The following is a 24,796-nucleotide window of genomic DNA, read 5'->3' on the forward strand; positions in this document are numbered from 1 at the left end:
CGGGCGGCGCGCGCATGCAGGAGGGCATCCTCTCGCTCATGCAGATGCCGCGCACGACGGTCGCGGTGCAGATGCTGCGCGAGGCGGCCCTTCCCTACATCGTCGTCCTCACCGACCCGACGACGGGCGGCGTGCTCGCCTCCTATGCCATGCTCGGCGACATCCAGATCGCGGAGCCGGGCGCGCTTCTCGGCTTTTCCGGCCGCCGCGTCATCGAGCAGACGATCCGCGAAAAGCTGCCCGAGGGCTTCCAGTCGGCCGAGTTCCAGTTCGAGCATGGCATGGTCGACATGATCGTGCATCGCCATCAGCTCAAGGAAACGCTGGCGCGGACCATCCGGCTTCTCACCCACAAGCCGAAGCTCGCGCCGATCACCTCCCCTTCGGCCGGCCTGCCTGCCCGCACGGCCGCGACGCGCCCCTGACGGCGACAATGTGAGCAACGACACGCATCATCCCGAAGCGAGCGACGTCATTCTCGAACGTGTGACGAGACTTCATACGAAGCTCATCGACCTCTCGCTCGACCGCACATGGCGGCTTCTCGCCGCGCTCGGCCATCCCGAGCGCGCGCTGCCGCCGACATTCCATATCGCGGGCACGAACGGCAAGGGTTCCGTCTCGGCCTATCTGCGCGCCATGCTGGAGGCGGCGGGCCTCGGCGTCCACAGCTATACCTCGCCCCATCTCGTGCGCTTTCACGAGCGTATCAGGCTCGCCGCGCGCCCCAGAAGCGCGCCCATCGACGAGGTCGAGCTTTCGCAGCTTCTCGACGAATGCGAGCGGATCAATGCGGGCGCGCCCATCACCTTCTTCGAGATCACGACCTGCATGGCTTTCCTCGCCTTCGCGCGTCATCCGGCGGACGCGCTGGTGCTGGAAGTCGGCATGGGCGGGCGGCTCGACACGACCAATGTCGTCGATCACCCCGCCGTCACCATCATCACGCCTGTCGATTACGACCATCAGCAGTTCCTCGGCGACACGCTCGACCAGATCGCGCGCGAGAAGGCTGGCATATTGAAGCCGGGCGTGCCCGCGATCATCGGTCCGCAGACGGATGAAGGACGCGCCGCCATCGAGGCCGAGGCGGCGAGGATCGGCGCGCCCCTCTTCATCCACGGTCAGGATTTCGGCGCGCATGAGGAACAGGGACATCTCATCTATCAGGATGAGAGCGGGCTTCTCGATCTGCCGATGCCGCGCCTCGTCGGCCGGCACCAGATCGACAATGCCGCCATCGCCATCGCGGCGCTGCGGCAGGCGCGGGCACTCGCCATCGGTGAGGACGCCATCGCCCAGGGTTTGCGCAATGTCGAATGGCCGGCGCGGATGCAACGCCTGACGCGAGGGCCGCTCGTCGCGCGCCTTCCCGCCCATGGCGAACTCTGGCTCGATGGCGGCCACAACCCGTCCGCCGGCCGCGTCGTCGCGCATGCGATGGCCGATCTCGCGCAGGCCGCGCCCCGCCCGCTCGTCATGATCGCGGGCATGAAGGAGACGAAGGACGCGAGGGGATTTTTCGCGCCCTTCAAGGGGCTCGCCAGGCATGTCTTCACGGTCGCCATACCGGACGATCCGGCGTGCCTCGCACCCGAGACGCTGGCGGAGATGGCGCGCGCCGCGGGCCTCGACGCAACGCCCGCCCCCTCGATCGAGGCGGCGCTCGAACGCGCGCTTGCCATGACGGGCGATGAGGTTCCGCGCATCCTCATCTGCGGATCGCTCTATCTCGCGGGCGCGGTGCTGCGCGACAATGGCTGAGGCTATTGCGCCGCTTCGACAGGGGCTGACGCTTCGGGCGCGGCTGGGTTTGCGGAATTTACTTTTCCCGGGTTCTTGGGTGCTGCCTTCTTGCGCGCGGGCTTCTTGACCGCAGCGCGCTTCGGCTCCGGCGCATCGGCCGCGGGCTTCGCCTCGCCCGCTGCGGCTTTGCCACCGGTGACGACGTCGGCGGGCTTTGCCGCGCGCGCAATCCCCGCCCGTGCGCCTGCGCCCGTTTTCACCTCCTTGCCTTTCGTTGCCGCGAGAAGCTCGCCGAAGGATTCCTCGATGCAGGCAGCATAGAAGGCCGGGTCCGGCAGCATTTCGCGGCAGGATGTGAAGGAGATCGTGATCTCGCCGCAATAGGAAAAGACCGGGTGAATGATCCCCATGCCGTCGAGAATGGGGCCGAGGCCGAACTGCGTGACGAGCCGCGCGCCCGTCATGTAGAGCGGGATCTGAGGGCCCGGAATATTGGTGATGACGGTGTTGAAGATCGGCGTGATGCGGTTCGCGATGCCGAGATTGGTGTAGAGCCGCGCGGCAAGGCCCGCGACGGTCGAAGGAATGAACTGCGAATAATCGGTGAGCGTGCTCGCACCGATCGCATTGGTCATTTCCTTGGAGTTGGTGGTCGATTCGAAAACGGCGACGAGGCGCTCGAGCGGGTCGGCGATGTCGGAGCGCACAGCGACCGACATGGCGCTTACCTGATTGCCCGCCGACTTCTTCTGATCGGGCGAGCGCACCGAGATCGGCGCCATGGCGATGAGCGACTGCTTCGGCAGCTCGTTCTTCGCCTCGAGATATTTGCGCAGTGCGCCGCCGATAATGGCGATGACGGCATCGTTCACCGTCGCGCCCTCGACCGCGTTCTTGATCGCGCGAATATCGTTCAGCCGGAAGGAGCGGCCATCGAAAACACGATGCGGCGAAACCTGGCCATTGAAGCGCGTGCGCGGAACGGGGCCGACACGCTTCAGCTTTCCCGCCGTGAGTCCGATGCCGACGCGGGCAAGCGCGGGGACGGATTCGGCGACGACCCGGGCAAGCTTGAAGGGCTGGCGCACATTGTTGACCGTGGTGCGCGAGAGAAGCTCGACCGCCGTCGGCTCGCGTTCGGGAAGCCACGGGTTTTCGGGCGGCGCGGGCGTGGCATCGGGCGCGAGGTCGTGGATCGCCGCCGTCATCTCGGCGCCGGAGACGCCGTCGATCGCGGCGTGGTGCACCTTGGACACGATGGCGAAGCTCCCCTTGGGCAGGCCTTCGACATTGTCGAGCCCCTCGATCACGGTGAATTCCCAGAGGGGTCGTGCCGTATCGAGCGGGCGGGCATGGAGCCGCGCCACCTGGATGCAGAGCTGGCGCCAGTCGCCGGGCTTCGGCAGCGCGATATGGCGCACGTGATATTCGAGATCGAAGTCCGGGTCTTCGATCCAGTAGGGGTGATCGAGATTGAGCGGCACACGGACGACGCGCTGCCGGAAGGCGCGCGCCAGATGCAGTCGCCTTTCGTAGTTCTTCAGAATTTCCTTGAAGCCGAGGACCCCGCCTTCCACCGTCGACTGATCGTAGATCGCGACGGCGCCGATATGCATAGGAGCGTTCGCCGTCTCGAAATAGAGAAACGACGCATCCATCGGGCTCAGCTGCTCCATGACCTTCCTCCCCGGGCCGAAACAGGAAAATTCCCTATTCAGAACTCAATCACATTTGGGCTGGCAGAGTCCAAGAAGATCGGGCGCACGCAAAGAAAAAGGCCGGCTCGGGAGCCGGCCTTCTTGCGATTTCAACGGCGAGAAACGCTCAGAGCGCGCTCTCGATCCATTCGACGATCTTGCCCTTGGGAAGCGCGCCGACCTTGGTGGCGGCGACCTGGCCGTCCTTGAAGATCATCATGGTGGGCACGCCGCGCACGCCATATTTGGTGGGCGTGTTGGGGTTCTCGTCGATGTCGATCTTCGCGACCCGGAGCTTGCCGTCATATTCCTTGGCGATCTCCTCGAGCGCGGGCGCGATCTGCTTGCAGGGACCGCACCAGGTCGCCCAGAAATCGACCAGAACCGGGCCGGAAGCATCCAGCACATCGGATTCGAATGAGGCGTCGGTAACCTTGCTCGTCGACATCGTCAGTTCCTTTCATGGCGGTCCCGCGCATGCCGGGCCGGCCTTGTCCCCGCCCGTGGCGGGTTTGCTGTGAGTATGCGTTGTTCAGGAATCTAGGAACCGGACCCCTCAAGGTCAAGGATCAGCGGCTCCCGGAGGGCGGGAAGCCGCCAGCGCCCGATCGAGCAGCGCTGGCGGAATTTCCATGAGGCTCGGGCCATCCGTCCAGAGAAGGGCGCAGACGATCTCGCGGCCGGGATAGATCTCGCCGAGAACCGCGCGATAGGCCGCCATCTGGGCGATATAGGCGGGGCTCACATCCTTCATGCTCCGCGCACCCGGCCGGTTCGTCTTGTAATCGACGACGAGAATGCGCGTCTCGCCGACCGAAAGGCGGTCGATCTGGCCCGAGATCAGCGTCGGCTTGCCCGCGAATTCGATGCGGCCGACGACCGCCACCTCGGCCCGCGAGCCGGGGCTGAAGACGGGCGCGAAGGCGGGCTCGCCGAGAACCGCGAATACCGCATCCGCGATTTCATCCTGCGTTGCGGGATCGAGCCCATGCGCGGGCGCAGCGAGAAAGCGCCGCGCCGCTTCCTCGCGCAAGCCCTCTTCAAGGTCCGGCAGTGTCTGCAACAGCCGGTGGATCAGCTTGCCGCGCTTGTAGCGGTCGGTTCCGTCGCCCGCGAGCGGCGAGAGCACGGGCGGCTCTGGCAGGTTCTCGGGCGGCAGACGGGAGGGCGCGAGGGGGCGCGAAGGCGTCGGTTCGGCGGGCGCCCTCTGCCGCGCCCAGTCCGGCAGCGGCGGCGTCTCGGTGCGTACCACGAGAATATCCGGCACGGGCACGCGGCGCTGTTCGCCCTCGATGCGCCAGATTCTGCCGCCATCGGGGAGCGCGATTTCCTCCGCCTCTGGAACAAGCGCGGCGGCAATGAGGTTGTACCAGCAATCGGGCGCCGGTTCCGTCTTGCCGCGATAGCAGCAGACATAGAGCCTGTCGCGCGCCCGCGTCATCGCGACATAGAGAAGGCGGCGATATTCCTCGCCTTGCGCCTGGCGGTGAGCCTCGCGGGCGCGGGCGGAAATCCCGTCTTCATCCTTGCGGCGAACGGGCCAGAGAAAGAGCTTCGGATCCGTCGGCAAGGCGAGGAGCGGCGGATCGTGGCGCCCGGACGGCGCCGCGCAGGTATCGGGCATGAAGACGATGTCGGCCTCGAGCCCCTTCGCGCCATGCACCGTCATGACGCGCACCTCGTCGCGCCCCTGCTCCATGTCGCGCTTGATTTCCGAAGCGCCGCGCTCGACCCAATGAAGGAAACCCTGGAGCGACGGCGCGTGCAGCCGCTCATATTCGAGCGCGAGCGACAGGAACTCGTCTATGGGATCGTTCGCATCGGGCCCGAGACGGGCGAGCAATTTGCGCCGCCCGCCCTCGGCCGCGAGAAGCTCGGCATAGAACTCATAAGGCCGCTCGAAATCGGCGCGCTTCAGCAGCGCGGCAAGGAGCGCATGAGCCTCGCCGAAGCGCGATCCGGTCCCCTCATGCGCGGAAAGCGCCTGCCAGAGCCACCCCTTGCGCCCCCAGGCAAGCGTGAAAAGCTCCTCCTCGCCGAGGCCGACGAGCGGGCTTTTGAGCACGGTTGCGAGCGTGAGGTCGTCATCCGGCATCAGCACGAACCGGCCGAGCGCCAACAGATCCATCACGGCGATCTGCTCGGTCAGGACCATTCGGTCGGCGCCTGCGACCGGAACGCCAAGCTCCTTCAACTGGCGTACCATCTCACTCACAAAGGAATTGCGGCGCTGGACGAGGATCAGAATGTCGCCCGCGCGAATGGGGCGTCCTCGCGCCGCGAGCGGTTCGCCGCTGTCGAGCCAGCCCCTGATGGTCGTCGCGATGCGCCTTGCGAGCTTCGCGGGCGGCGCCGTCTCGTTCATGTAGTCGAGCGGCGCGTCCCACGCGTCTTTCTCATCCTGCTCGTCTGGCGCCTCGGGCTCCCAGATTTCGACGAGGCCCGCATCGAGTTCGCGATGCGCGATGTGCATATCGACCGCGCCCGATGCGGTGAGGCCCCGATTGGCGATCTCCTGCGCGAAGACCTTGTCCACGGCCGACAGCACTTGCGGGACGGAACGGAAGGAGCGCACGAGGCGAACAGGCCACCAGGTGAGTTCGGCCGCCTTCACGCGCGCCTCGAAATGGCGGTGCATGTCGGCGAAGCGCTGCGGGTCGGCGCCCTGAAACGAGAAGATCGACTGCTTCTCGTCGCCCACCGCGAAAATCGTCCGTATGCGTCCGCGCGCGCCATGCCCGGACAGGAATTCATCGGTCAGCGCCGCGATCACATCCCATTGCTCGGGGCTCGTGTCCTGCGCCTCATCGACCAGAATGTGATCGATGCCGCCATCGAGCTTGAAGAGAACCCATGCCGCCATCTCGCTCTCATGCAGAAGACGGCGCGCATAGGTAATCAGGTCCTCGTAATCGAGAAGGGCGCGGGCGCGCTTGGCGCGCTCGAAATCGGCGAGGATCGCATCGGCAAGGTGGAAGACGGCCCCTGTCGCCTCCGCGACGCCAACGGCGCGAAGCCGCGCGACGAGCCCTGCGATCCGCTCCTGCTCGCGCTGAAGCGCGGCGGCGACGGACGGGTTCTCCTCGCCGAGCTTATTGGTGATGAGGCGCTTTCTCGGCTCATCCTCGGCGGTGAGGAAGATCGCCTTGTAGGCATCGAGGCGAGCGAGCCGCGCCTGTGGGTCGGCAAGAAAATCGGCCAAGGCCTTCGAGCGATCGACATCGGTTTTCGTGCCACGGGCAAGCGTCGCTGCAGCGGCCAGCATCTCATCTTCGGGCAATGCCGCCATTTCGAGGCGGATGCTCTCGCTCGTCTCATCCACCGCCACGCCGAGCGTCTTGCAGACTGCCTCGATCGCGCCCTCGATACTGCCGAAGGCGGCAATGAGCTTCGCGAAAGCGCGGCGCTCACCGGTGATCCCTGTCAGAAGATTTCCGAAGGCAAACTCATCGACGCGCTCGACGATGAGTTGCAGCGCGCGGCCGAGCGGCGTGCCGGGCGCCGTGCCCGCGCGACGCAGAACGCCATCGCGCACTTCCATCATCAGATCGGCGGCGCTGCGATCGTCGAGAATGTCGAAATTGGCCGGCACGCCCGCCTCGAGCGGAAAGCGGCCGAGCAGCCGCTCGCAGAAGGCGTGAATGGTCTGTATCTTGAGCCCACCCGGCGTTTCGATGGCGCGGGCGAAGAGCTTGCGGGCGAACGCGATCTTCTCGCCGGAAGGGATCGGCCCTTCGATGCCGGCGATCTCGTAGGCGAGCCTTTCATCCTCCATCACCGCCCAATCGCCGAGGCGCTGATAGAGGCGGCCGGACATTTCGGCCGCCGCCGCCTTGGTGAAGGTGAGGCAGAGGATGCGGCCGGGATCGGTGCCGGCAAGAAGAAGGCGCGCGACGCGCGTCGTCAGCGCATGGGTCTTGCCGGAGCCCGCATTCGCCGACACCCAGACCGAGGCGGCAGGGTCGGATGCGCGCAACTGCTGTTCGTCTGCAGACGGACGTTTCTTCGTTTCGAGGCGGGAGCCGGATGCGCTCATTCGCCGCCTCCCGCCGCCGACCATTCCTTCACGCGGGCAAGATGATCGTAATCGCCGAAGCGCGCCTCGAACATCGGGCGCGGCCGTGAGAGATAGGGCGTCGTCTCCAGTTCATACTGCTTCAGGAGTTCGACGAGGTTTTCGTAAATCCGCTCGACGAGATCGTCCGGCTCGAAGCCGCGTTTCTCGCCCGCCTTGTCGCCGCCCGTCAGGCGCAGATAGAGAAGGCGCGAGGTCCGCGCCTCGCCGATTTCGCCGAAGCCGCTTCGCGCCGCCATCGCCGCTTCGAGCGGAAGCTGCGGCGCGAGCCCGCTCTCGACCTGCTGGGCGCTCGGCACGGCGCCGGTCTTGTAGTCAATGATGGCGATGGTGCCGTCATCAAGCTCGTCGATGCGGTCGGCCTTGCCGACGAGGCGCACCGGCCGCGAAAGGCCCGCGATCTCGATCTCGCCGCGCAATTCCGCATAGGCGCGGCTAAGACCCGCGCGATGCTCGCGCTCGAAATCGATGATCCAGCCCGCGATGCGCTTGAAGCGCGGCCACCAGAAAGCAGCGACGCCCGGACGGTCCATCGCATGCGCGAAGGTCGCCTCGCCGATGCGGATGAGTTCTTCCAGCGCGTTTTCGGGAAGCGCCTCCGGATAGGCGCGGACAAAATTCTCGAGCGCCTTGTGGATGATCGTGCCGCGCTCGGCCGCCGCCACATCGGCGTCGATCGGATCGAGGATATCGAGCTTCAGCACCTTCTTCGCATAGATCGAATAGGGATCGCGAATGAGCGTCTCGATCTCGGTGACGGAGAAGCGCGCAGGCCGCGCGATGAGCGGCGGCATCGGCCGCGGTTTCGCGATGGGCGCGACAAACTCCGGCCGGTCGAGTCCGCTCGACCAGCCCGTCCATTTGGGCCGCGACAACGCATCGGCGCGGCCGATTCCGCCGAGAAGGCTCTTCAGCCGCAGGAGCCAGCGCGACGCAACCGTCGGCGCGCCTCCGACCTTGAGCGCCCTTGTGAGCACGACCTCCGCGGCGCTCGCGCCCGAGGCGAAGTCATGGGCGGCGAGGCCGATACGCCGCTCGGGCGGCTCGATGGCAAGCTCGGCCCGCATCGGCCGGTTGAGCCATGGATCGATGCCCGCATCCGCCGGCCATGTGCCTTCGTTCAGCCCGCCGAGAATGATGCGGTCGGCATGCTGGAGGCGCGCTTCGAGCGGCCCCCAGATGAAGAGGCGCGGATGGCGGCCGAAGCGCGGGCGCAGGACGCGGCCCCCCGCAAGCTCGGCGAAAAGGCGCGGATAGGTTCTGACCTCCACCTCGCCGAGCGCGGGCGCCGCCTCCAGCATCTCGCTCACGAAGCGGAAGGCCCCTTCGCCCTCGTCACCCGACCAGAGGCGCTTGTCGCCACCCTCTCCTCGCGCGGCCGCCAGAGCTTCGGCCGAGACGATATGAGCGCGGATGAGCGCACCGAAAGGCGCGGCTCTGCCGGCGGCCAGATCGGCAAGCGGGGCAACGGCCCGTTCAAGCCGCGCAAGGAGATCTTCAAGACCGGCGAGGTCCCGGTCCGGGCGTCCCCTCGCCTCCAGTTCCGCCTTCGCCTCGCCGAGCGCGGCCCGCAATCCCGCCATGCCGGGCGCGGGGCGCGGCCCGCGCAGCACATGGCGCTCGAACCTGCGAATATCGGCGCGCAGCCGCGCGGGCTCGCCCCCAAGGCCCGCGAGCGGATGCTTGAGGCAGGCAAGAAGCGGCACGGGGGCAAAATCCTCCGCGATCATCTCCGCGACATGAGCGAGAAAACTCATGGGCGGCGTCGCGGCGAGCGGCATGCCGCCCGAATCGTCGATCCCGATCTGCCAGCGGCGAAGCTCGGTCGCGACGCGGCGCGCAAGGCCCCGATCCGGCGTGACGAGCGCCGCCGTCTTTCCCGGCGTCTCCAGCGTTTCGCGCAGCATGAGCGCGATCGCGGTCGCCTCGTCGCGCTCGGTCGCCGCCTCGACCAGCGAAAGGCCGTGAAGCGCGCCATCGGCTTCCCTTTCGAGCGCGGCGAGGTTCGCCCGCCAGAGCGATGTCGTGTCTGCGGGGCGCAGCGCCTCGGAAATAAGACGCAGGCGCGCCTGCTGCCACGGCGCCGTCTCACAACCCGGCCAGACGAGCACGTCGCTCCGGTCAGCGCGCATGAGCTGAAGGAGCTTCTTCATGCCGTATTGGGGATGAGATTCGGTGCCCGCGCCGCCGAGCCCATCCCAGCTCTCCTTGTCGAGCGCGAAGTCGAGGCCAGGCAGCACAACGGCGCCGAAAGGAAGCCGCGCGATGACGGAGAGAAGCTCGCCCGTCGCCGGGATCGAACCCGTGGAGCCCGCCGCGATGACCGGTGTTTCGGGCGGCGCGTCGCGCCAGCGCGCGGCCTCCGCCTCCAGCAGCGCATTGCGGCGCGCAACGCCTTCCATCGCGCCAAGGCGGGCAAGCTCCTCCGGCCAGCGCTCGGTCAGCACCTTCAGGAATTCGATGGTGAGCTGCCAATAGGCCGTGAACTCATCGGGAACGAGACGAGCCAGCGCCCCGAGATCGGCCCGCTCCGTGAGCGCCATGTCGAGAAAGCGGCCGAGATCGGCGGCGAGTGCCAGGGCGCGGCCGGGATCGCGATCCTCGGGCGTGCCCGGAAGATCGAGGATGAGGCGCGCCAGCCGCATCTGCCGCTCGAGCGGCGCGATGGCGGGCGGCAGGCCGAGGCTCGCTTCGGGCGAGGCGCCGACATCGAGCAGCAATTCGTCCTCATCGACATCGCCGAGCGGCCGCAGCACGGGCAGCAGCATGGCCTTGCCGCCACCGGCGCGCAGAAAAGCATCGCCGAGCGCGCGGGCGGCGCGGCGGGTGGGCAGAAGGATGGTGATGTCGGGAAGCTCGACGCGGCGGCCGAGCCGCTGCCCGAGCGTCGGATCGGCGATCAGGGTCCGCGCCAGGGCATCGAGAAACGGCGTGCCGGACGGAATGGAAAATACGCGCGGCGAATCGTGAAGCATAGGCGAGTGTACCCCTGTCCGGGGCGGAAGCCGCAAGCCGAAGATCGGCGCCGCCCAGGCTGTCGCTATAGCTTCCGCATGAACTCCTCGGCGGCGTCGAGGTCCTCGGGCGTTCCCACATGCATCCATGTGCCCGACATGCGCTGGCCGAAAAGCCTGCCCGCCTCGATGAGCCGGTCCCAGATGAGATTGGTCGAGAAGGCGCCGTCGGGCCCCTCCGCGAAGAGTTGCGGCTTGATCACCTGCACGCCCGCAAACATGAAGGGAACGGTCTCACAAGCACCGCGGCGCGTGAGGCGGCCGAGCCCGTCCATATGGAAGTCGCCGCGTCCGACATAGCCGATGGTCCGGACGGCGTCGGCGATCATCAGGAGCGCGTCCATGCGCTCCGGATCGAAGGCCGAAAGCAGGTCGGGGAGATTGGAACCAAGGCCCTCGACCCAGACGCTGTCCGAATTGAAGGTGACGATGGGGTCTTCGCCCAGCAGGTGAAGCGCCTGCTTCGCGCCGCCGCCCGTATCGAGCAAACGCTCCCGCTCGTCGGAAATGACGATGCGCGGAGAACGCCGCCTGGCGAGATGCGCCTCGACCTCATCGGCGAAGTGATGGACGTTGACGATCGCCTCCTCGATCCCCGCTTCCTCGAGGCGATCGAGCACATGATCGATGAGCGGCACGCCCATGAAGGGAACGAGCGGCTTCGGCAAGGTGTCCGTCAAAGGACGCATGCGTGTGCCCTTGCCAGCCGCCATCACCATTGCACGCTTGATCTTCATACTGGACCCGGGAGGAATTTTCAGAGCGAACCAAGGAGGGTGCCGGACCCGCCGGAGAGCGCCGGCGAGACCCCGAGAACATGGGCATCGAGCCATGCCTTCAGGGGCGCGAGCGCGGGATGGGCGAGATTGCGCCGCAGATATTCCATCGTGCGCGGCATATGCGCCATGTATTGCGGCTTGCCGTCGCGCTTGAGAAGGCGCGGCCAGAGGCCGATGAGGCGCAGGGCGCGCTCGGCGCCCAGCACGGCATAGGCGGCGCGGAATTCCTCTTCGTCGAAGCCGGCAAGATCGACGCGCGCATGGCTCACATAGCGCGCCAGCATCGCTTCCTCGCGCGCCGCCGGTACGTCACGACGCGCATCCTGCAAGAACGAGACGACGTCATAGGCCCGCGAGCCGATGAGCGCATCCTGAAAGTCGATGAGGCCGACACGCGCTATGCTGGTGCGCGCTCCGAGCCAGATGATGTTGGGCGAGTGGAAGTCGCGCAGAAAGAGCGAGGAGGGCCCGGCATCTATGACGGGACGCAACCCGGACCAGAGCGCGTGATATTCGGCGCGAAGATCGGCGGATGCCTCGCGGCCGAGCACGACCGGAAAATACCAGTCGAGAAGAATGTCGAGTTCGGCGCGGAAGACGCTATCGTCGAAGGAGGGGACGACATGCTCCGTGCCGTCGCCCAGCGGCAGGCGCCGGGGCGCATCCTCCGCCTGCAGAACGATCAGTGCGTCGATGCCCGCCCGATAGAGCTCGTCGAGCGGTTCACCGCTCGGCCCCCTGCCCGCATCGATGAGCGCGCCATAGGCCGCATCGCCCAGATCCTCGAGGAGCAGCAGCCCCGCATCGAGATCGCGGGCATAGATTTCCGGGGCCGAGAGCTTGAGCCGGCGCAGATATTCGCCGATGGCGACGAAGGGGCCGCAATCGACGGCGAGATGCGCGACCTGGCTGTAGGAAAGCTGGCCCGAGGGCAGTGGCACCTCCGGCACGCGCGGCCAGTCCATGAGCACGGCGGCACCTTTCGGTCCGCCGAGCCTCTCGTAGCGGCGCGTCGAGGCGTCGCCCGCAAGCGGCGCGCGCGTGGCGTTCCCCCAGCCCGCGGCGTCGAGAAACGCCCTGATCTCCTCTTCGCGCGTCGCCATTCTAGCCCTTCAACCCGTCAAGCCGGCGCGCCCACGACCCATGGCCGACAAGCAGCGCCTCCCGCTCACCGCCTTCTCCCACAATGCGGATATCGATGTCGAGGCGATCCTTGGGCAGCCGCCCGAGCTTTTCAGGCCACTCGACCAGCACGACGCCTTCGTCGAGCGCGTCCATGAGGCCGAGTTCGGCGGCATCCTCCGGCCGCTCGAGCCGGTAGAGATCGACATGGGTGAGGAGGAGGTCAGGCGTCTCATAGGTCTGGACGAGGGTGAAGGTCGGGCTCGGCACATCCTCATGGAGTCCATGCCGGGCGAGCCGGGCCTCGATCAGCGCGCGGGCGAGCGCGGACTTGCCGGCGCCGAGGCCACCTGTCAGCGCGATGAAATCGCCAATCCGAACGAGGGAAGCGAGCCTCGCGCCGAGCGTGCGCGTCGCCGCTTCGTCGGGAAGCGCGATCTGGCGTTGCGCGGTCGGGACCGGGGTAGCGCGTTCGGACATGGGGCGCATAGGAGGAAATGCGGTGCGACTTGTCAATTTCGTTGATCCGGCGCCGATCGCAGTTAAAGCGCTGGTAACCGGCCAATGGCACTCTCGGGGCGACGGGAAGACGGGACTCATGCCTTATACAGCTTCGACTTCACGCCTGCGCGCCGGGACCGAGATCGACCCCCAGAGGCTCGATCATCCGGTGCTCTCGGCGGTCAAGGCCTATTGGGACGAAAGGCGCGGGACAAGGCTCATGCCCTCGCGGGCAGAAATCGACCCCGTCGCGCTCAAGGAGCATCTGGGCTGGATCCTGATGCTCGACGTGCTCGAGGATTGCAGCGACTTCCGTTTCCGCCTCATCGGCACGAAGGTCACTCACTATTTCTTCACCGACGCGACCGGCCAGACGATCACCGAAGCCTTCGACCGCTTCGGCCCGGCCGCTGTCAATGGCGTGCTCGCCGTTCACCGCAAGACGGCGCGCGACTGCGTGCCCGTCAGGGCCTTCGGCGATGCGGGCTGGCTCGGACAGCGCTATTACGAGTTCGACGCCATCTACCTGCCGCTTTCGGACGACGGTGTTACCGCCAACAAGATCCTCAGCGTCTTCACCTTCGATCACAAGCGCGTCGCGGCCAAACGCGACAGCGCGCTCTAGCCGGAGCCCGGTCCGGCGCAGCAGCGCCAGCTGTTCGGTATTTTCAAACAATGTGGATATAGAAGTTGACGCTAGCGTCACTTTTATGGCGTGCTCTGCCGATCATTTCAGCCGGGCCGGGTTCCGCCGCCACGTGCAATCGCAAGCGGTGACGGCGGGAGCGCGGTTCTATAAAAGGCGGGATGCGCCCTGCGGGACGCGAGGCGACGAGGGAGAGCGGGAGGACGGGTTTTGAGTACGAACAGCGACAAGGGCGGGGTCATCATCATCGGCGCGGGCCAGGCGGCGGCACAGGCGGTCATGAGCCTGCGGGCCGAGGGCCATGAGGGCCCGATCCGCATGATCGGCGACGAGCAGGAACCTCCCTATCAGCGGCCGCCGCTCTCCAAGAAGTTTCTCGCCGGCGAGATCGGCTTCGACCGGGTGGAACTGAAGCCCGCCAGCTTCTATGCCGACAACCATTGCGACCTCGTTCTCGGCTGCCATGTGACCGCGATCGAACGCGGCAGCAAGACTGTGCGCACGAGCGACGGGCGCGCTTTCATCTATGACAAGCTCCTCATCGCCACGGGCAGCCGGGTGCGCGAGATCAATGTTCCGGGCTTCGATCTGGAAGGCGTGCACTATCTGCGGACGGTCGGGGATGTGAAGGAACTCCAGGCCCATTTCCGCGAAGGCGCGCGTCTCGTCGTGGTGGGCGGCGGATATATCGGGCTCGAGGTCGCCGCGGTCGCGAAGAAGCACGGTCTCGATGTCACCGTGCTCGAAACCGCCGACCGGGTGATGGCCCGGGTCGTCGATCCGATCGTGTCGCGCTTCTATGAGCGCATCCACAAGGAAGAAGGCGTGAAGATCCGCGTCGGCGTCACCGTCGCGGGCTTCGAGGGCGAGGGCGGAAGGCTCACGCGCGTCGTCTCCGGCGAGGGCGAGAGCTTTGCGTGCGACTTCGCCGTCGTCGGCATCGGCATCCTTCCCAATGTGGAGCTTGCGGCCGAGGCGGAACTTGCGGTCGAGAATGGCATCACGGTCGACGAGTTCGGCCGCACGAGCGATCCCGACATTTTCGCGGCGGGCGACTGTACGAACCATCCGAACGGCATTTACGGCCGCAGGCTGCGCCTCGAAAGCGTTCACAACGCCATCGAGCAGGCCAAGACCGCGGCGGCGGCCATTGCCGGCAAGCAGAAGCCTTACAATCAGGTGCCGTGGTTCTGGTCGGACCAGTACGATCTCAAATTGCAGATCGCGGGGCTTTCTACCGGCTACACGCAGGCGGTGGTGCGCGGCGATCCCGAGCATGGCCGCAGCTTCGCGGTGTTCTATCTCAGGGACGGCGTTCTCATCGCCGTCGATGCGGTCAACCGCGCGCCTGAATTCATGATGTCCAAGATGCTGATCGCGCGCCATGCGAAGCTCGATCCGGCAAGGCTCAGCGACGAAAGCATCTCGATGAAGGAAATCGAGAACGCCTGACGCGTTTTCGTAACGTAATCTGCCCAGGCAGGAAATCGCGACCAAGAAGGACCGCGAGAACATAAGAAGGAGACGGGAGAGGATGGCAAAGATCACCTATATCGAGCACAACGGGAAGGAACATACGGTCGAGGTCGCGGACGGGCTGACGCTGATGGAAGGCGCGATGCGCAATTCCGTGCCCGGCATCGACGCCGATTGCGGCGGCGCCTGCGCCTGCGCGACCTGCATGGTCTATGTGCCGGAGGAATGGTTCTCGAAGCTCGAGCCTGCGGAGCCCATGGAAGAGACGATGCTCGATTTCTGCGACCGCCGCGAAGACAATTCGCGCCTGTCCTGCCAGCTCAAGGTCTCGCCCGCGCTCGACGGCATCCGCGTGAAGATGCCGGAAAGCCAGCACTGACCGCTTGCGACTGACGAGATCAACTCATGCCTTGAGGCGCGGAACGCCCTCAAGGCATGAGTGTTTTCAATCGGCCGCCCTGGCGAATTTCGCCGAATGCGGCGTCAGATCGTGATTCTTCAGCGGCAATTCGCGAATGCGTTTGCCGGTAGCGGCAAAGACGGCGTTCGATACGGCCGCCGCGATGGGCGGCGTCGCGGGCTCGCCAAGCCCGCCGAGCGGAGCCCCGCTCTCGATGATGTGGACCTCGATCGCCGGCGTCCCGGCCAGCCGCACCATCTCGTAGTCGCCGAAATTCGACTGGGTGACGGCCCCCTTCTCGATCGAAATCTCGCCAAAGAGCGCCGCCGTGAGGCCGAAGATGATGCCGGACTCGGTCTGGGCCTCGATCGTGTCGGGGTTGATCGCCTCGCCGCAATCGACGGCGGCGACGACGCGATGAACCTTCAGTTCGCCTGACGGGCTGACGGAAATTTCCGCAACCTCCGCGACAATCGACTGGAAAGATTCCTGGATGGCGATGCCGCGCGCATGACCTGCGGGCAGCGGCTTCCCCCAGCCCGCCTTCTCCGCCGCCAGCTCCAGCGCTGCAAGGTGGCGGGGCCTGTCCTTCAGCAGAGCGCGGCGGAACTCGAACGGGTCCTTGCCCGCTTCATGCGCAAGCTCATCGACGAAGCTCTCCGTGAAGAAAGTGTGCTGCGAGTGAGCGACCGAGCGCCAGGCGCCGAAGGGCACATGGGTCGGGCTTTCGACATAGCGGATGGACTGGTTCGGCACGGCATAGGGAATATGGGCCGCCTCGGCGGGCTCATTCTTGCCGATATAGCGATTGGACCATGCGACCGGATTGCCGCCCGCATCGAGCGCGGCGCGGAAGACCGAGGTGACGGCGGGGCGGTAGCAATCGTGCTGGATGTCGACCTCGCGCGTCCAGACGAGCTTCACCGGCGCATCGACGCTGCGCGCGGCGGCGACGGCCTGCGCGACGAAATCGAGCGTCTGCGAGCCGCGACGGCCGAAGCCGCCACCGAGATACTGGCAGTGCAGCGTCACATCCTCGACGCCGATATCGAGAAGCCCGGCGACATAGGCCGCGGTGCCGAGCGCATCCTGCGTGCCGACCCAGACTTCGGCCTTTCCGGGCCTCACCCAGACCGTGCAGTTCATCGGCTCCATGCAGGCATGGGCGAGATAGGGCACGCGATAGCTTGCCTCGACGAGCCTGCCCGCGCCCTTGAGCGCCGTGTCCGCATCGCCCAGCTCGACATCCTTCGAGCCCTTGTTCGCGGCGAGGTCCTTGTCATATTGCGCGTAGATCGTCGCCGAGGAGCGCGCGTCATTGCCCTTCGCGTCGAACTTCACCTCGAGAAGCTCCGCCGCCTCCTTCGCACGCCAGAAGCTGTCGGCGATGACAGCGACGCCGCCCGGAACCGCCACGACTTTTCTCACGCCGCGACGCCCCATCACCTTGTCCGCATCGAAGCTCAGCACATCGCTTCCGAAGACGGGAGCGGGCTTCACGGCGGCGTAAAGCATGCCGGGGCGGCGAATGTCGATGCCGAAGCGCGCCGAGCCATCCACCTTGGCGGGAATGTCCACGCGCGGAATGCGCTTGCCGACGATGGTGTAATCAACCTTCGCCTTGAGCACGGGATTTCTGGGCGGCGAGAGTTCGGCCGCTTCCTCCGCAAGCTCGCCGAAGGTCGCGGACCTGCCTGATGGCTTGTGGCTCACCACGCTCATGGCCGCCACACATTCCGCAGACGGAACGCCCCAGCGCCGGGCGGCGGCGCGGACCAGCATCTCCTTCGCCGCGGCGCCCGCGACGCGCATGCCGTAATGTCCGGTGAAGCGCACCGATGTCGAGCCGCCGGTGATCTGCAAATTCATATGCTCGGCGATCTTGAGCATGGCGAAATCCTCGATGCCCGTAAGCACCGAGGGCACCGAAATGCCATGCGTGAGATAACCCTTGGCGAGCCCGTCATTGGCGAAGGCGGTCTCGGCTGGCGCCTGCACGGAGCGCACGCGCGACCAGTCGGCCTCCATCTCCTCCGCCGCCATCATGGGGAGCGAGGTGTGGACGCCCTGCCCCATCTCTGAATGGGGAACATAGACGGTGACGAAATTGTCAGGCGAAATCTTGATCCAGGTGGTCAGCATGCGCTCCTTGCCGCCGGCAACGGAGCGGCCGGCCAGCGCCCGGCGCGACGGGGCCGCGAAGGCGTAGCCCAGAAGCAGGCCGCCGCCCGCAAGGCCGCCTGCAACGATCAACTGACGGCGGGTCGGTCTGGTGATGCTCATGGCGTTTCTCCCGCTCAGGCGTTTGCCAGCGAATGAATCGCGGCGCGCACTCTCGGATAGGTGCCGCAGCGGCAGATATTGGTGATGGCCGCGTCGATCTCGGCATCCGAGGGCTTGGGCTTTTCCTTCAGAAGCGCGGTGACGGCCATGATCATGCCGGACTGGCAGTAGCCGCATTGCGGCACCTGTTCCGCGATCCAGGCCGCCTGAACGGGGGCGAGGCCGCCCTTGGCGCCTGCGGCTTCCGCAAGGCCCTCGATGGTGACGATCTCCTTGCCTTCCACTGCAATGAGCGGCGTCACGCAGGAACGCACGGCCTCGCCATCGACATGCACCGTGCAGGCGCCGCATGAGGCGACGCCGCAGCCGAATTTCGTCCCGGTGAGGCCGATCTCGTCGCGCAGCACCCAGAGGAGCGGCATCTCGAATTCGACATCGAGCACATGCTGGACGCCGTTGACCTTGATGGTGATCGACATGGGTTCCTCCCTTTCCCGCCCGCAGCGACCCGGACGGAGCGGCCTCGGTCATTCTATACCCGGGACATGGCGGGCTCATAACAGGGGAGCGGGCCTGACGAGCGGGCGATGCGTTCGCGATGAACGACTGACCGTATTTATCATTTTGGTCATTGTCGGGAAAGAGCGCCGCGCGAAGGGAATGCCGCAAAGACAACTCACACAGTGGCGCGAAAGCGCGGGCCTCACGCCCAATCGGCACTTTGAAAACAAGCCATGTCAGATTAAATTTCATGCAGCGGCCGGAACGGTCGGCCTGCTTTCCGGGAGTTGGGTCATTCCATGACGATTGAACATTTCGACGTGCTGGTGGTGGGCGCGGGCATTTCGGGCATCGGCGCCGGATACCACCTGCAGAAGAACTGCCCCAACAGGAGCTATGTGATCCTTGAAGGCCGCGAGCGCATGGGCGGCACATGGGACCTTTTCCGCTATCCCGGCATCCGCTCGGACTCGGATATGTACACGCTCGGCTATTCCTTCCGGCCGTGGAAGGAAGCCAAGGCCATCGCCGACGGCCCGTCGATCCTCAATTACCTGCAGGAGACGGCGAAGGAATACGGCATCGACCGCAAGATCCGTTACGGCCATATGGTCAGACGCGCCTCCTGGTCGACCGAAAACGCCTGCTGGACCATCGAGGTCGAGCGCGGCCCGGAGAAGGAGCCCGTGCGCTTCACCTGCAATTTCCTCTTCATGTGCAGCGGCTATTACAGCTACGCCGAAGGCTATACGCCTGATTTTCAGGGCACGGAGCGTTTCAGGGGCCGCATCGTCCACCCGCAGAAATGGACCGACGACATCGACTATGCGGGCAAGCGCGTGGTGGTGATCGGCAGCGGCGCCACCGCCGTGACGCTGGTGCCGGAAATGGCGAAGAAGGCCGCCCATGTCACCATGCTTCAGCGCTCGCCGACCTATGTCGTCTCCCGCCCGGCCGAGGACGGCTTTGCGAACTGGCTGCGCCGCCATCTCCCAGCCATGACCGCCTATCACCTCACGCGCTGGAAGAACGTGCTCTTCGGCATGTATTTCTACCGGCTCTGCCGCCGTAAGCCGGAAGCGGCCAGGAAGTTCATCCTCAATGGCGTGCGCGCGCAGCTCGGGCCGGATTTCGACATCGACACGCATTTCACGCCCACTTACAACCCCTGGGATCAGCGCCTTTGCCTGGTGCCGAACGGCGATCTCTTCGAGGCGCTGAAGGCGAAGCGTGCCTCCGTCGTCACCGACCATATCGACACATTCACCGAGACGGGCATCCGGCTCAAATCGGGCAAGGAAATCGAAGCCGATCTCGTCGTCACCGCGACGGGGCTCAATCTCCAGGTGCTGGGCGATCTCAAGATCACGGTCGACGGCAAGGATGTCGATTTCTCGAAGACGCTCAACTACAAGGGCATGATGTATAGCGACGTGCCGAACCTCGCCTCGGCCTTCGGCTATACGAACGCCTCGTGGACGCTGAAATGCGACCTCACCTGCGAATATGTCTGCCGGCTCCTCAATCACATGGAGCGGACCGGACTTCGCCAGTGCACGCCGCGCCGCAACGATCCCGACATCGCCGAAGAGCCGTGGATCGATTTCTCGTCCGGCTATGTCCAGCGCTCGCTCGACAAGTTTCCCAAGCAGGGCTCCAAGAAGCCGTGGAAGCTCTATCAGAACTACGCGCTCGACATCATGAGCCTCAGGCTGGGCAATGTTGAGGACGGGGTGATGGCCTTCACCAATCCGGAGCCCCGGAAAGGCGAGATGGAGAGGCTCGCGAGCTGAAGGCGAGACTGATATCTGCAAGACCGAACCCGGCCGGGAGAGCCCCGCGCCGGGTTTCCTTTTTCATGCGCCCGACGAGCCCCGACCTTCTTGCGGCAGGTTAACGCGGAAGGGATCGCGCTTAAGTCCGCCTTCATCTTTGCTTACCAAGATCGCCCGCATCACTCGAATTCACGAGGCAGTGCATGACGAAGTTGCAGATCCGGCCAACGGGTCGCGAGAGCCCGTTCAGAGACGACGAGATGATCGTCAGCAAGACGGACCTCAAGGGCCGCATCACCTACGCCAATGAAGTTTTCGAGCGCGTCTCGGGATATTCGATGAAGGAGCTGATCGGCCAGCCGCACAGCATCGTGCGGCACCCCGACATGCCGCGCTGCGTCTTCAAGCTCCTTTGGGACACGATCGAGGCCAAGGGCGAAATCTTCGCCTATGTGCTCAACATGGCCAAGAATGGCGACCATTACTGGGTCCTGGCCTGCGTGACGCCGACCCTCGACGCGCAGGGCAACATCATCGGCTACCACTCAAACCGCCGCAGACCGAGCCGCGAGAAGCTGGAAAAGATCATTCCACTCTATCGCGCGCTGCTGGCGGAGGAGAACCGGGCCGCCAACCGCAAGGACGGCATGCACAACGCATTCCGGCAACTGACCAGCGATCTCCAGAAGAGGGGCGTAGCGTATGATGAATTTGTCCTCACTCTCTAAGGCGAGCCTGTTCGCCTCAGCCGGCGCCGTCATCCTCGCCGTCTCCCTGCTGCCGCTGGGCCTTGGCGGCGCGGTGACGCTTTCGGCGCAGGCGCTCGCGCTCAGCCTGATCGCGGGCGCGGTCTTCTACATGCGCCGGCTCGCAGGCGTGCTGCGCCGCGCCGCCGGCGTCTGCACAGCGGCAGCCAAGGGCGATCTCGAAGCGCGCATCTTCGAGCTTCCCGAGCCCGGTTCCGTCGGCGAAATGCAGCGCGGCATCAACAATATGCTCGATGTGTCGGACGCCTTCGTGCGCGAGGCGACGAGCACGGCCGACTATGTGAGCCGCGGCCTCTTCTACCGCGAAGTGCTGCTCAACGGCCTTCCCGGCTCGTTCGCGAACGCATCCCGCGCGCTCAACGCCTCGACCGCCATGATGGCGGGCAAGGTGCGGGAGTTCGCCACCTTCGCCGATGCTTTCGAGGCGAATGTCGGCCGCGTGGCCGACAGCGTGTCCGCCGCCGCCGTACAGATGCGCAGCGGCGCTGAAACCATGTCGCTCAATGCCCAGCAGACGAGCGAACAGGCCATGGCCGCCGTGGCGGCGACGGAGGAAGCCTCGACCAACGTCCAGACGGTCGCGGCCGCCACCGAACAGCTCTCAAGTTCGGTCGGAGAGATCGGCCAGCGCGTCGTCCAGTCGAGCACCATCGCCCAGTCGGCAGTCGAAAAGGCGGAACGGACCAACGCCATCGTGCAGAGCCTTTTCGACGCCGCGCAGAGGGTCGGCGATGTGGTGACGCTCATTCACGACATTGCGGAGCAGACGAACCTTCTCGCCCTCAACGCAACGATCGAGGCGGCGCGCGCGGGCGAGGCCGGCAAGGGCTTCGCGGTCGTCGCCAATGAGGTGAAGAGCCTCGCCTCGCAAACGACGAAGGCGACGACGGAAATCGCCGAACAGATCGGCACGATCCAGAACGTGACCAATGAGGCGGTGGGCGCCATCGAGGATATCGGCTCCACCATTCGCGAGATCAACGGCATCGCCACCATGATCGCGAGCGCGGTCGAGGAACAGTCGGCGGCGACGCAGGAAATCGCGAGAAACGTGCAGCAGGCCGCCGCGGGAACGGAAGTCGTCTCAACCAATATCTGCACGGTGCGCGAAGCTGCGGCGGATACGGGCCGGGTGTCGGAAGACGTCTTCAGCGCCGCGTCCGATCTCACCGCGCAGGCTCAGCGGTTGCAGAGCGAGGTCGCAAGCTTCATGGAAAAGGCGCGCGCCGCCTGATCGCTGCCGCCTGATCGCTGAAGGGCGTTCCGCGAAAGCGGACGCCCTCCGGCCCGCCTCAGGCGCCCTCCTCGTAGCCGACCATGATGGCGGGCTCGACGGCGTCGTCGGGCGCGGCCGCCGAGGCAACGCGCACCGGCAGGTGGCAGGTGACGCGCGTGCCCACATCGGGCGCGGATTCGAGCGTCACCCAGCCGCCATGCAGTTCGACAAAGGAACGCACGAGAGAAAGGCCGAGGCCCGCGCCGCGCCGCCGGTCGGTGCCCGCGCGCGCCTCGAAACGATCGAAGACGGTTGCCTGAAACTCCGGCTTGATGCCGATGCCGGTGTCGGCGACATAAAGCTGGACGGCGTTTTCGAGCCGCTTCGCGCCGACGGTGATGGTGTCGCCCGGACGCGTGAAGGCGAGCGCGTTGGACAGCAGATTGATCATGATCTGCTTGATGCGCTTCTCATCGGCGCGGATCTGGCCGAGGCCCTCCGGACATTCGACCTTGAGCACGACCCTGTTCTTCTGCGCGGGGCGCTGGGCGAAGTCCTCGGCGGCGAAGACCACTTCGGAAATCTCGACATCCGAGAGGTCGAGCGTCATGGCGCCGGCCTCTATCACCGCGAGATCGAGAATATCGTTCACGACATCGAGAAGCGTCTCGGAGGATTCGAGAATGCCTTGCGTATATTCGTGCTGCTTCGGATTGAGGTCGCCGAACATCTCGGCTTCGAGGATTTCGCCGAAGCCGAGAATATTGGTGAGCGGCGTCCTGAGCTGGTAGGAGACGTGGCTGATGAATTCGGATTTGAGGCGGTCGGCGGTTTCGAGCGCATCGTTCCGCTCGCGCAGCGCCAGCTCCATCTTGATGGAATCCGTCACATCGACATAGGTGAGAAGGCTCGCCCCGTCGGGAAGCGGCACGACGGCATAGTCGATCACGGTGTCGTCCGGGCGGTTGAGCCTGCCGGTCGCTGGCGAGCGCACGCCCGAGGCCATGGTGATGCGGCCCTTGAGGCTTTCCACCTCGGCGTCGCTCGCAAAGAGCGGGCGGCTCGCCGCCAGCACCTCGTTCACATGCGGTTCGCCGCCGAGCACGTCGCCGGCGAGCGACCAGATGCGCGCGAAAGCCGGGTTCCACAGTTTCAGGCGGCCATCCGAACCGAACACGGCGACGCCTTCATAGAGGTGATCGATCGTCTCGCGCTGAACGCGGGCGAGCGTGTTGTATGAGCTTTCGAGATTGAGCTGCTCGGTGACGTTCTCATAGAGATAGATCACGCCGCCGAACGGATGAGCCTGCCCCAGAACCTTGATCGTGCGGCCATCAGGCAGGTGCCAATATTCCTCGATCGGATCGGGCGACGTGTATAGCTCCATGCGGGCCTGCTTCCAGGCCTGGAAGTTCGCCTGTTCGGGCAGGCGCCGCAGCACGCGAAGCTCGTCGAGCATTTCGCCATCGCTCGGCTCCGCATCGAGCCATTGCGGATCGAGCCCCCAAAGCTGCTCGAAGGCACGGTTGCGGAAGCGGAGCCGCTTGTCCGGCCCGCAGATCGCGACGGCCGTCTTCACCCGGTCGAGCGTCGCGGCATGGCTCTCTATATGGCGGCGAAGCTCCGCCTCGGCATGATCGAGCGCGGAGACGTCGATCGCGACGCCAGCCAATCCGTCCTTCACCCGCCGCTCGAAAACCTCGATGGCGCGGCGCTCGCCTGCCATGATCGCATGCGTGCGCTCATCCGCCCGGTCGCGATCGAAGAGGCGGCGGCGAAGTCTTCCAAGCACGTCCTCGCCGAGAAGCTCGAGCCCGCGCTCCACCGCATCCTCGGGCGAGGCCGCATCGACGGCGCGGGCATAGGCATCGTTCACCCAGAGGAGCTTTCCCTCCTCGTCGCGGCGCCAGGCGGGGAAAGGCGCCGTCATCAACTGTTCCTCGAAGCGCGCGCGCGTGGCGTCGGCCTGGCGCAGCCTCTCCATGAGGCGGCTCACCTCCGCGCGCTCGCCGGTCACGTCGCGCAGCCAGAGCACGGCGAGAGCGCCGGCCGGCCGGCCCTCCGCCTCGAAGGTGCGCCCATCGAGCGATTGCACATGAAGCGAAAAGCGCGCGCCGCGCGTTCGCAGGCGCTGCACGGCGGTGTTGAGGCGGCCCGCATTTTCCGGCTCGAGCCGCGAAAGCAGATAGGCGAAATCGAGATCGCCCGAGGCGGGATCGACCAGCGTTGCGGTCGAGCCGACGATGCGGGGCCGCGACTGGAAGGTGCCGGGCGCGGCACGAAGGCTCTCCGGCGTCCAGATGAAGACGGCATCGGGCTCGGCGGCGAGGATCGATTCAGCCGAGTGAAGCCGCGCCTCGAGGCTCGCCAGTTCCTCCTCGCGCGCGAGCGCCACGCGGCGCGCGATGCGTGCGGAACGCTGGCCCATGAAAGCGGCAGCCGCGCCGACGATCGCGATGCCGACGGCGGCGAGAAGGGAGAGGCTGACGCTCGGCTCGGCGGCGGCAACGGGCGGCACGCCGAGAGCGCCGAGCGCCTTGGGCAGACCCTGCTGGAGATTGCCGGGCAATTCCGCGGCCGCGCGCGCTGCGGAGAGAGGCACGAGCGCGGCGAGGCCCGCGACGCCCGCGAGCCTGACGCTCCGATCGCTGCGCTTTCCCGCCGGCGGCGTCGCTTTCGTCTTCATGTTCCCCATTCGATGCGATTCGCACCGTCACACAGCCCCGAGGACAGCGATACTACAGCCCTGAGGTGCCGCGACAAAGCGCCGGGAGGAGAGCCGCCACCCGGCAAGGGCG

The 24,796-nt window shown here is 66.0% G+C and carries 17 protein-coding genes and 1 pseudogene; 8 read left to right on the forward strand and 10 right to left on the reverse strand.

Features of this window, described 5'->3' with window-relative positions; translation table 11 throughout:
- Together PKA57_RS11735 and PKA57_RS11740 are read left to right on the forward strand one after the other, a co-directional pair.
- A pseudogene (locus tag PKA57_RS11735) lies at window positions 1-425 on the forward strand (acetyl-CoA carboxylase carboxyl transferase subunit beta); the annotation flags it as partial.
- A 10-nt stretch (window positions 426-435) separates the two neighbouring features.
- A complete protein-coding gene (locus PKA57_RS11740; RefSeq protein WP_324300756.1) occupies window positions 436-1,764 on the forward strand; it encodes a folylpolyglutamate synthase/dihydrofolate synthase family protein in 1,329 nt (442 codons plus the stop codon).
- A gap of 2 nt (window positions 1,765-1,766) precedes the next feature.
- Here the strand turns inward: PKA57_RS11740 and PKA57_RS11745 are convergent, their stop codons facing one another.
- From PKA57_RS11745 to tsaE, 7 genes are all read right to left on the reverse strand, one after another.
- Window positions 1,767-3,422 (reverse strand): wax ester/triacylglycerol synthase family O-acyltransferase, encoded by a 1,656-nt coding sequence (locus tag PKA57_RS11745; protein ID WP_324300758.1) that lies wholly within the window; start codon window positions 3,420-3,422, stop codon window positions 1,767-1,769.
- Between the two features lie 148 nt (window positions 3,423-3,570).
- On the reverse strand, window positions 3,571-3,891 hold the full coding sequence (gene trxA, locus PKA57_RS11750) for a thioredoxin TrxA (protein ID WP_324300760.1): 321 nt from the start codon (window positions 3,889-3,891) through the stop codon (window positions 3,571-3,573).
- A gap of 114 nt (window positions 3,892-4,005) precedes the next feature.
- On the reverse strand, window positions 4,006-7,479 hold the full coding sequence (addA, locus tag PKA57_RS11755; RefSeq protein ID WP_324300762.1) for a double-strand break repair helicase AddA: 3,474 nt from the start codon (window positions 7,477-7,479) through the stop codon (window positions 4,006-4,008).
- On the reverse strand, window positions 7,476-10,493 hold the full coding sequence (addB, locus tag PKA57_RS11760; protein ID WP_324300764.1) for a double-strand break repair protein AddB: 3,018 nt from the start codon (window positions 10,491-10,493) through the stop codon (window positions 7,476-7,478). The genes addA and addB overlap by 4 nt, the downstream gene beginning before the upstream one ends.
- A 65-nt stretch (window positions 10,494-10,558) precedes the next feature.
- Window positions 10,559-11,269: a nucleotidyltransferase family protein gene (locus PKA57_RS11765; protein WP_324300766.1), complete on the reverse strand. Its 711-nt coding sequence runs from the start codon at window positions 11,267-11,269 to the stop codon at window positions 10,559-10,561.
- Window positions 11,270-11,289: 20 nt separating this feature from the next.
- Complete coding sequence (locus PKA57_RS11770) at window positions 11,290-12,414, reverse strand: phosphotransferase (protein WP_324300768.1); 1,125 nt, start codon at window positions 12,412-12,414, stop codon at window positions 11,290-11,292.
- A 1-nt stretch (window position 12,415) separates the two neighbouring features.
- The gene (gene tsaE / locus PKA57_RS11775; RefSeq protein ID WP_324300769.1) at window positions 12,416-12,913 is read right to left on the reverse strand and encodes a tRNA (adenosine(37)-N6)-threonylcarbamoyltransferase complex ATPase subunit type 1 TsaE; all 498 of its coding nucleotides are present in this window, start codon (window positions 12,911-12,913) and stop codon (window positions 12,416-12,418) included.
- Between the two features lie 118 nt (window positions 12,914-13,031).
- On the opposite strand from tsaE, the gene PKA57_RS11780 reads away from it, so the two are divergent.
- From PKA57_RS11780 to PKA57_RS11790, 3 genes are all read left to right on the forward strand, one after another.
- Window positions 13,032-13,559 (forward strand): PAS domain-containing protein, encoded by a 528-nt coding sequence (locus PKA57_RS11780; RefSeq protein ID WP_324300771.1) that lies wholly within the window; start codon window positions 13,032-13,034, stop codon window positions 13,557-13,559.
- 231 nt (window positions 13,560-13,790) lie between these two features.
- A complete protein-coding gene (locus tag PKA57_RS11785; protein WP_324300774.1) occupies window positions 13,791-15,032 on the forward strand; it encodes an FAD-dependent oxidoreductase in 1,242 nt (413 codons plus the stop codon).
- Between the two features lie 82 nt (window positions 15,033-15,114).
- Window positions 15,115-15,435 carry a 2Fe-2S iron-sulfur cluster-binding protein gene (locus PKA57_RS11790; RefSeq protein WP_324300776.1) on the forward strand — a complete coding sequence of 107 codons (321 nt, stop codon included), beginning with the start codon at window positions 15,115-15,117 and terminating at the stop codon, window positions 15,433-15,435.
- A gap of 66 nt (window positions 15,436-15,501) precedes the next feature.
- Here the strand turns inward: PKA57_RS11790 and PKA57_RS11795 are convergent, their stop codons facing one another.
- Both PKA57_RS11795 and PKA57_RS11800 read right to left on the reverse strand, forming a co-directional pair.
- The gene (locus PKA57_RS11795; protein ID WP_324300778.1) at window positions 15,502-17,739 is read right to left on the reverse strand and encodes a molybdopterin cofactor-binding domain-containing protein; all 2,238 of its coding nucleotides are present in this window, start codon (window positions 17,737-17,739) and stop codon (window positions 15,502-15,504) included.
- A gap of 14 nt (window positions 17,740-17,753) precedes the next feature.
- The gene (locus PKA57_RS11800; protein WP_324300780.1) at window positions 17,754-18,218 is read right to left on the reverse strand and encodes a (2Fe-2S)-binding protein; all 465 of its coding nucleotides are present in this window, start codon (window positions 18,216-18,218) and stop codon (window positions 17,754-17,756) included.
- 321 nt (window positions 18,219-18,539) lie between these two features.
- Between PKA57_RS11800 and PKA57_RS11805 the strand changes: the two genes are divergently transcribed.
- The 3 genes from PKA57_RS11805 to PKA57_RS11815 all read left to right on the forward strand — a co-directional run bounded on the left by PKA57_RS11805 (window position 18,540) and on the right by PKA57_RS11815 (window position 22,016).
- Window positions 18,540-20,033: an NAD(P)/FAD-dependent oxidoreductase gene (locus PKA57_RS11805; protein ID WP_324300782.1), complete on the forward strand. Its 1,494-nt coding sequence runs from the start codon at window positions 18,540-18,542 to the stop codon at window positions 20,031-20,033.
- Between the two features lie 185 nt (window positions 20,034-20,218).
- Window positions 20,219-20,743: a PAS domain-containing protein gene (locus PKA57_RS11810; RefSeq protein ID WP_324300783.1), complete on the forward strand. Its 525-nt coding sequence runs from the start codon at window positions 20,219-20,221 to the stop codon at window positions 20,741-20,743.
- Window positions 20,718-22,016, forward strand: coding sequence for a methyl-accepting chemotaxis protein (locus PKA57_RS11815; RefSeq protein WP_324300785.1), 1,299 nt, complete (start codon window positions 20,718-20,720; stop codon window positions 22,014-22,016). Before PKA57_RS11810 ends, PKA57_RS11815 begins: the two co-directional genes overlap by 26 nt.
- 58 nt (window positions 22,017-22,074) lie before the next feature.
- On the opposite strand, the gene PKA57_RS11820 is transcribed toward PKA57_RS11815, so the two are convergent.
- Window positions 22,075-24,684 carry an ATP-binding protein gene (locus tag PKA57_RS11820; RefSeq protein ID WP_324300787.1) on the reverse strand — a complete coding sequence of 870 codons (2,610 nt, stop codon included), beginning with the start codon at window positions 24,682-24,684 and terminating at the stop codon, window positions 22,075-22,077.
- Window positions 24,685-24,796: the final 112 nt, after the last annotated feature.

Origin of the sequence: Parvibaculum sp. (assembly GCF_035325945.1) — a bacterium.
In the GTDB taxonomy this organism is placed as follows: Bacteria; Pseudomonadota; Alphaproteobacteria; order Parvibaculales; family Parvibaculaceae; genus Parvibaculum.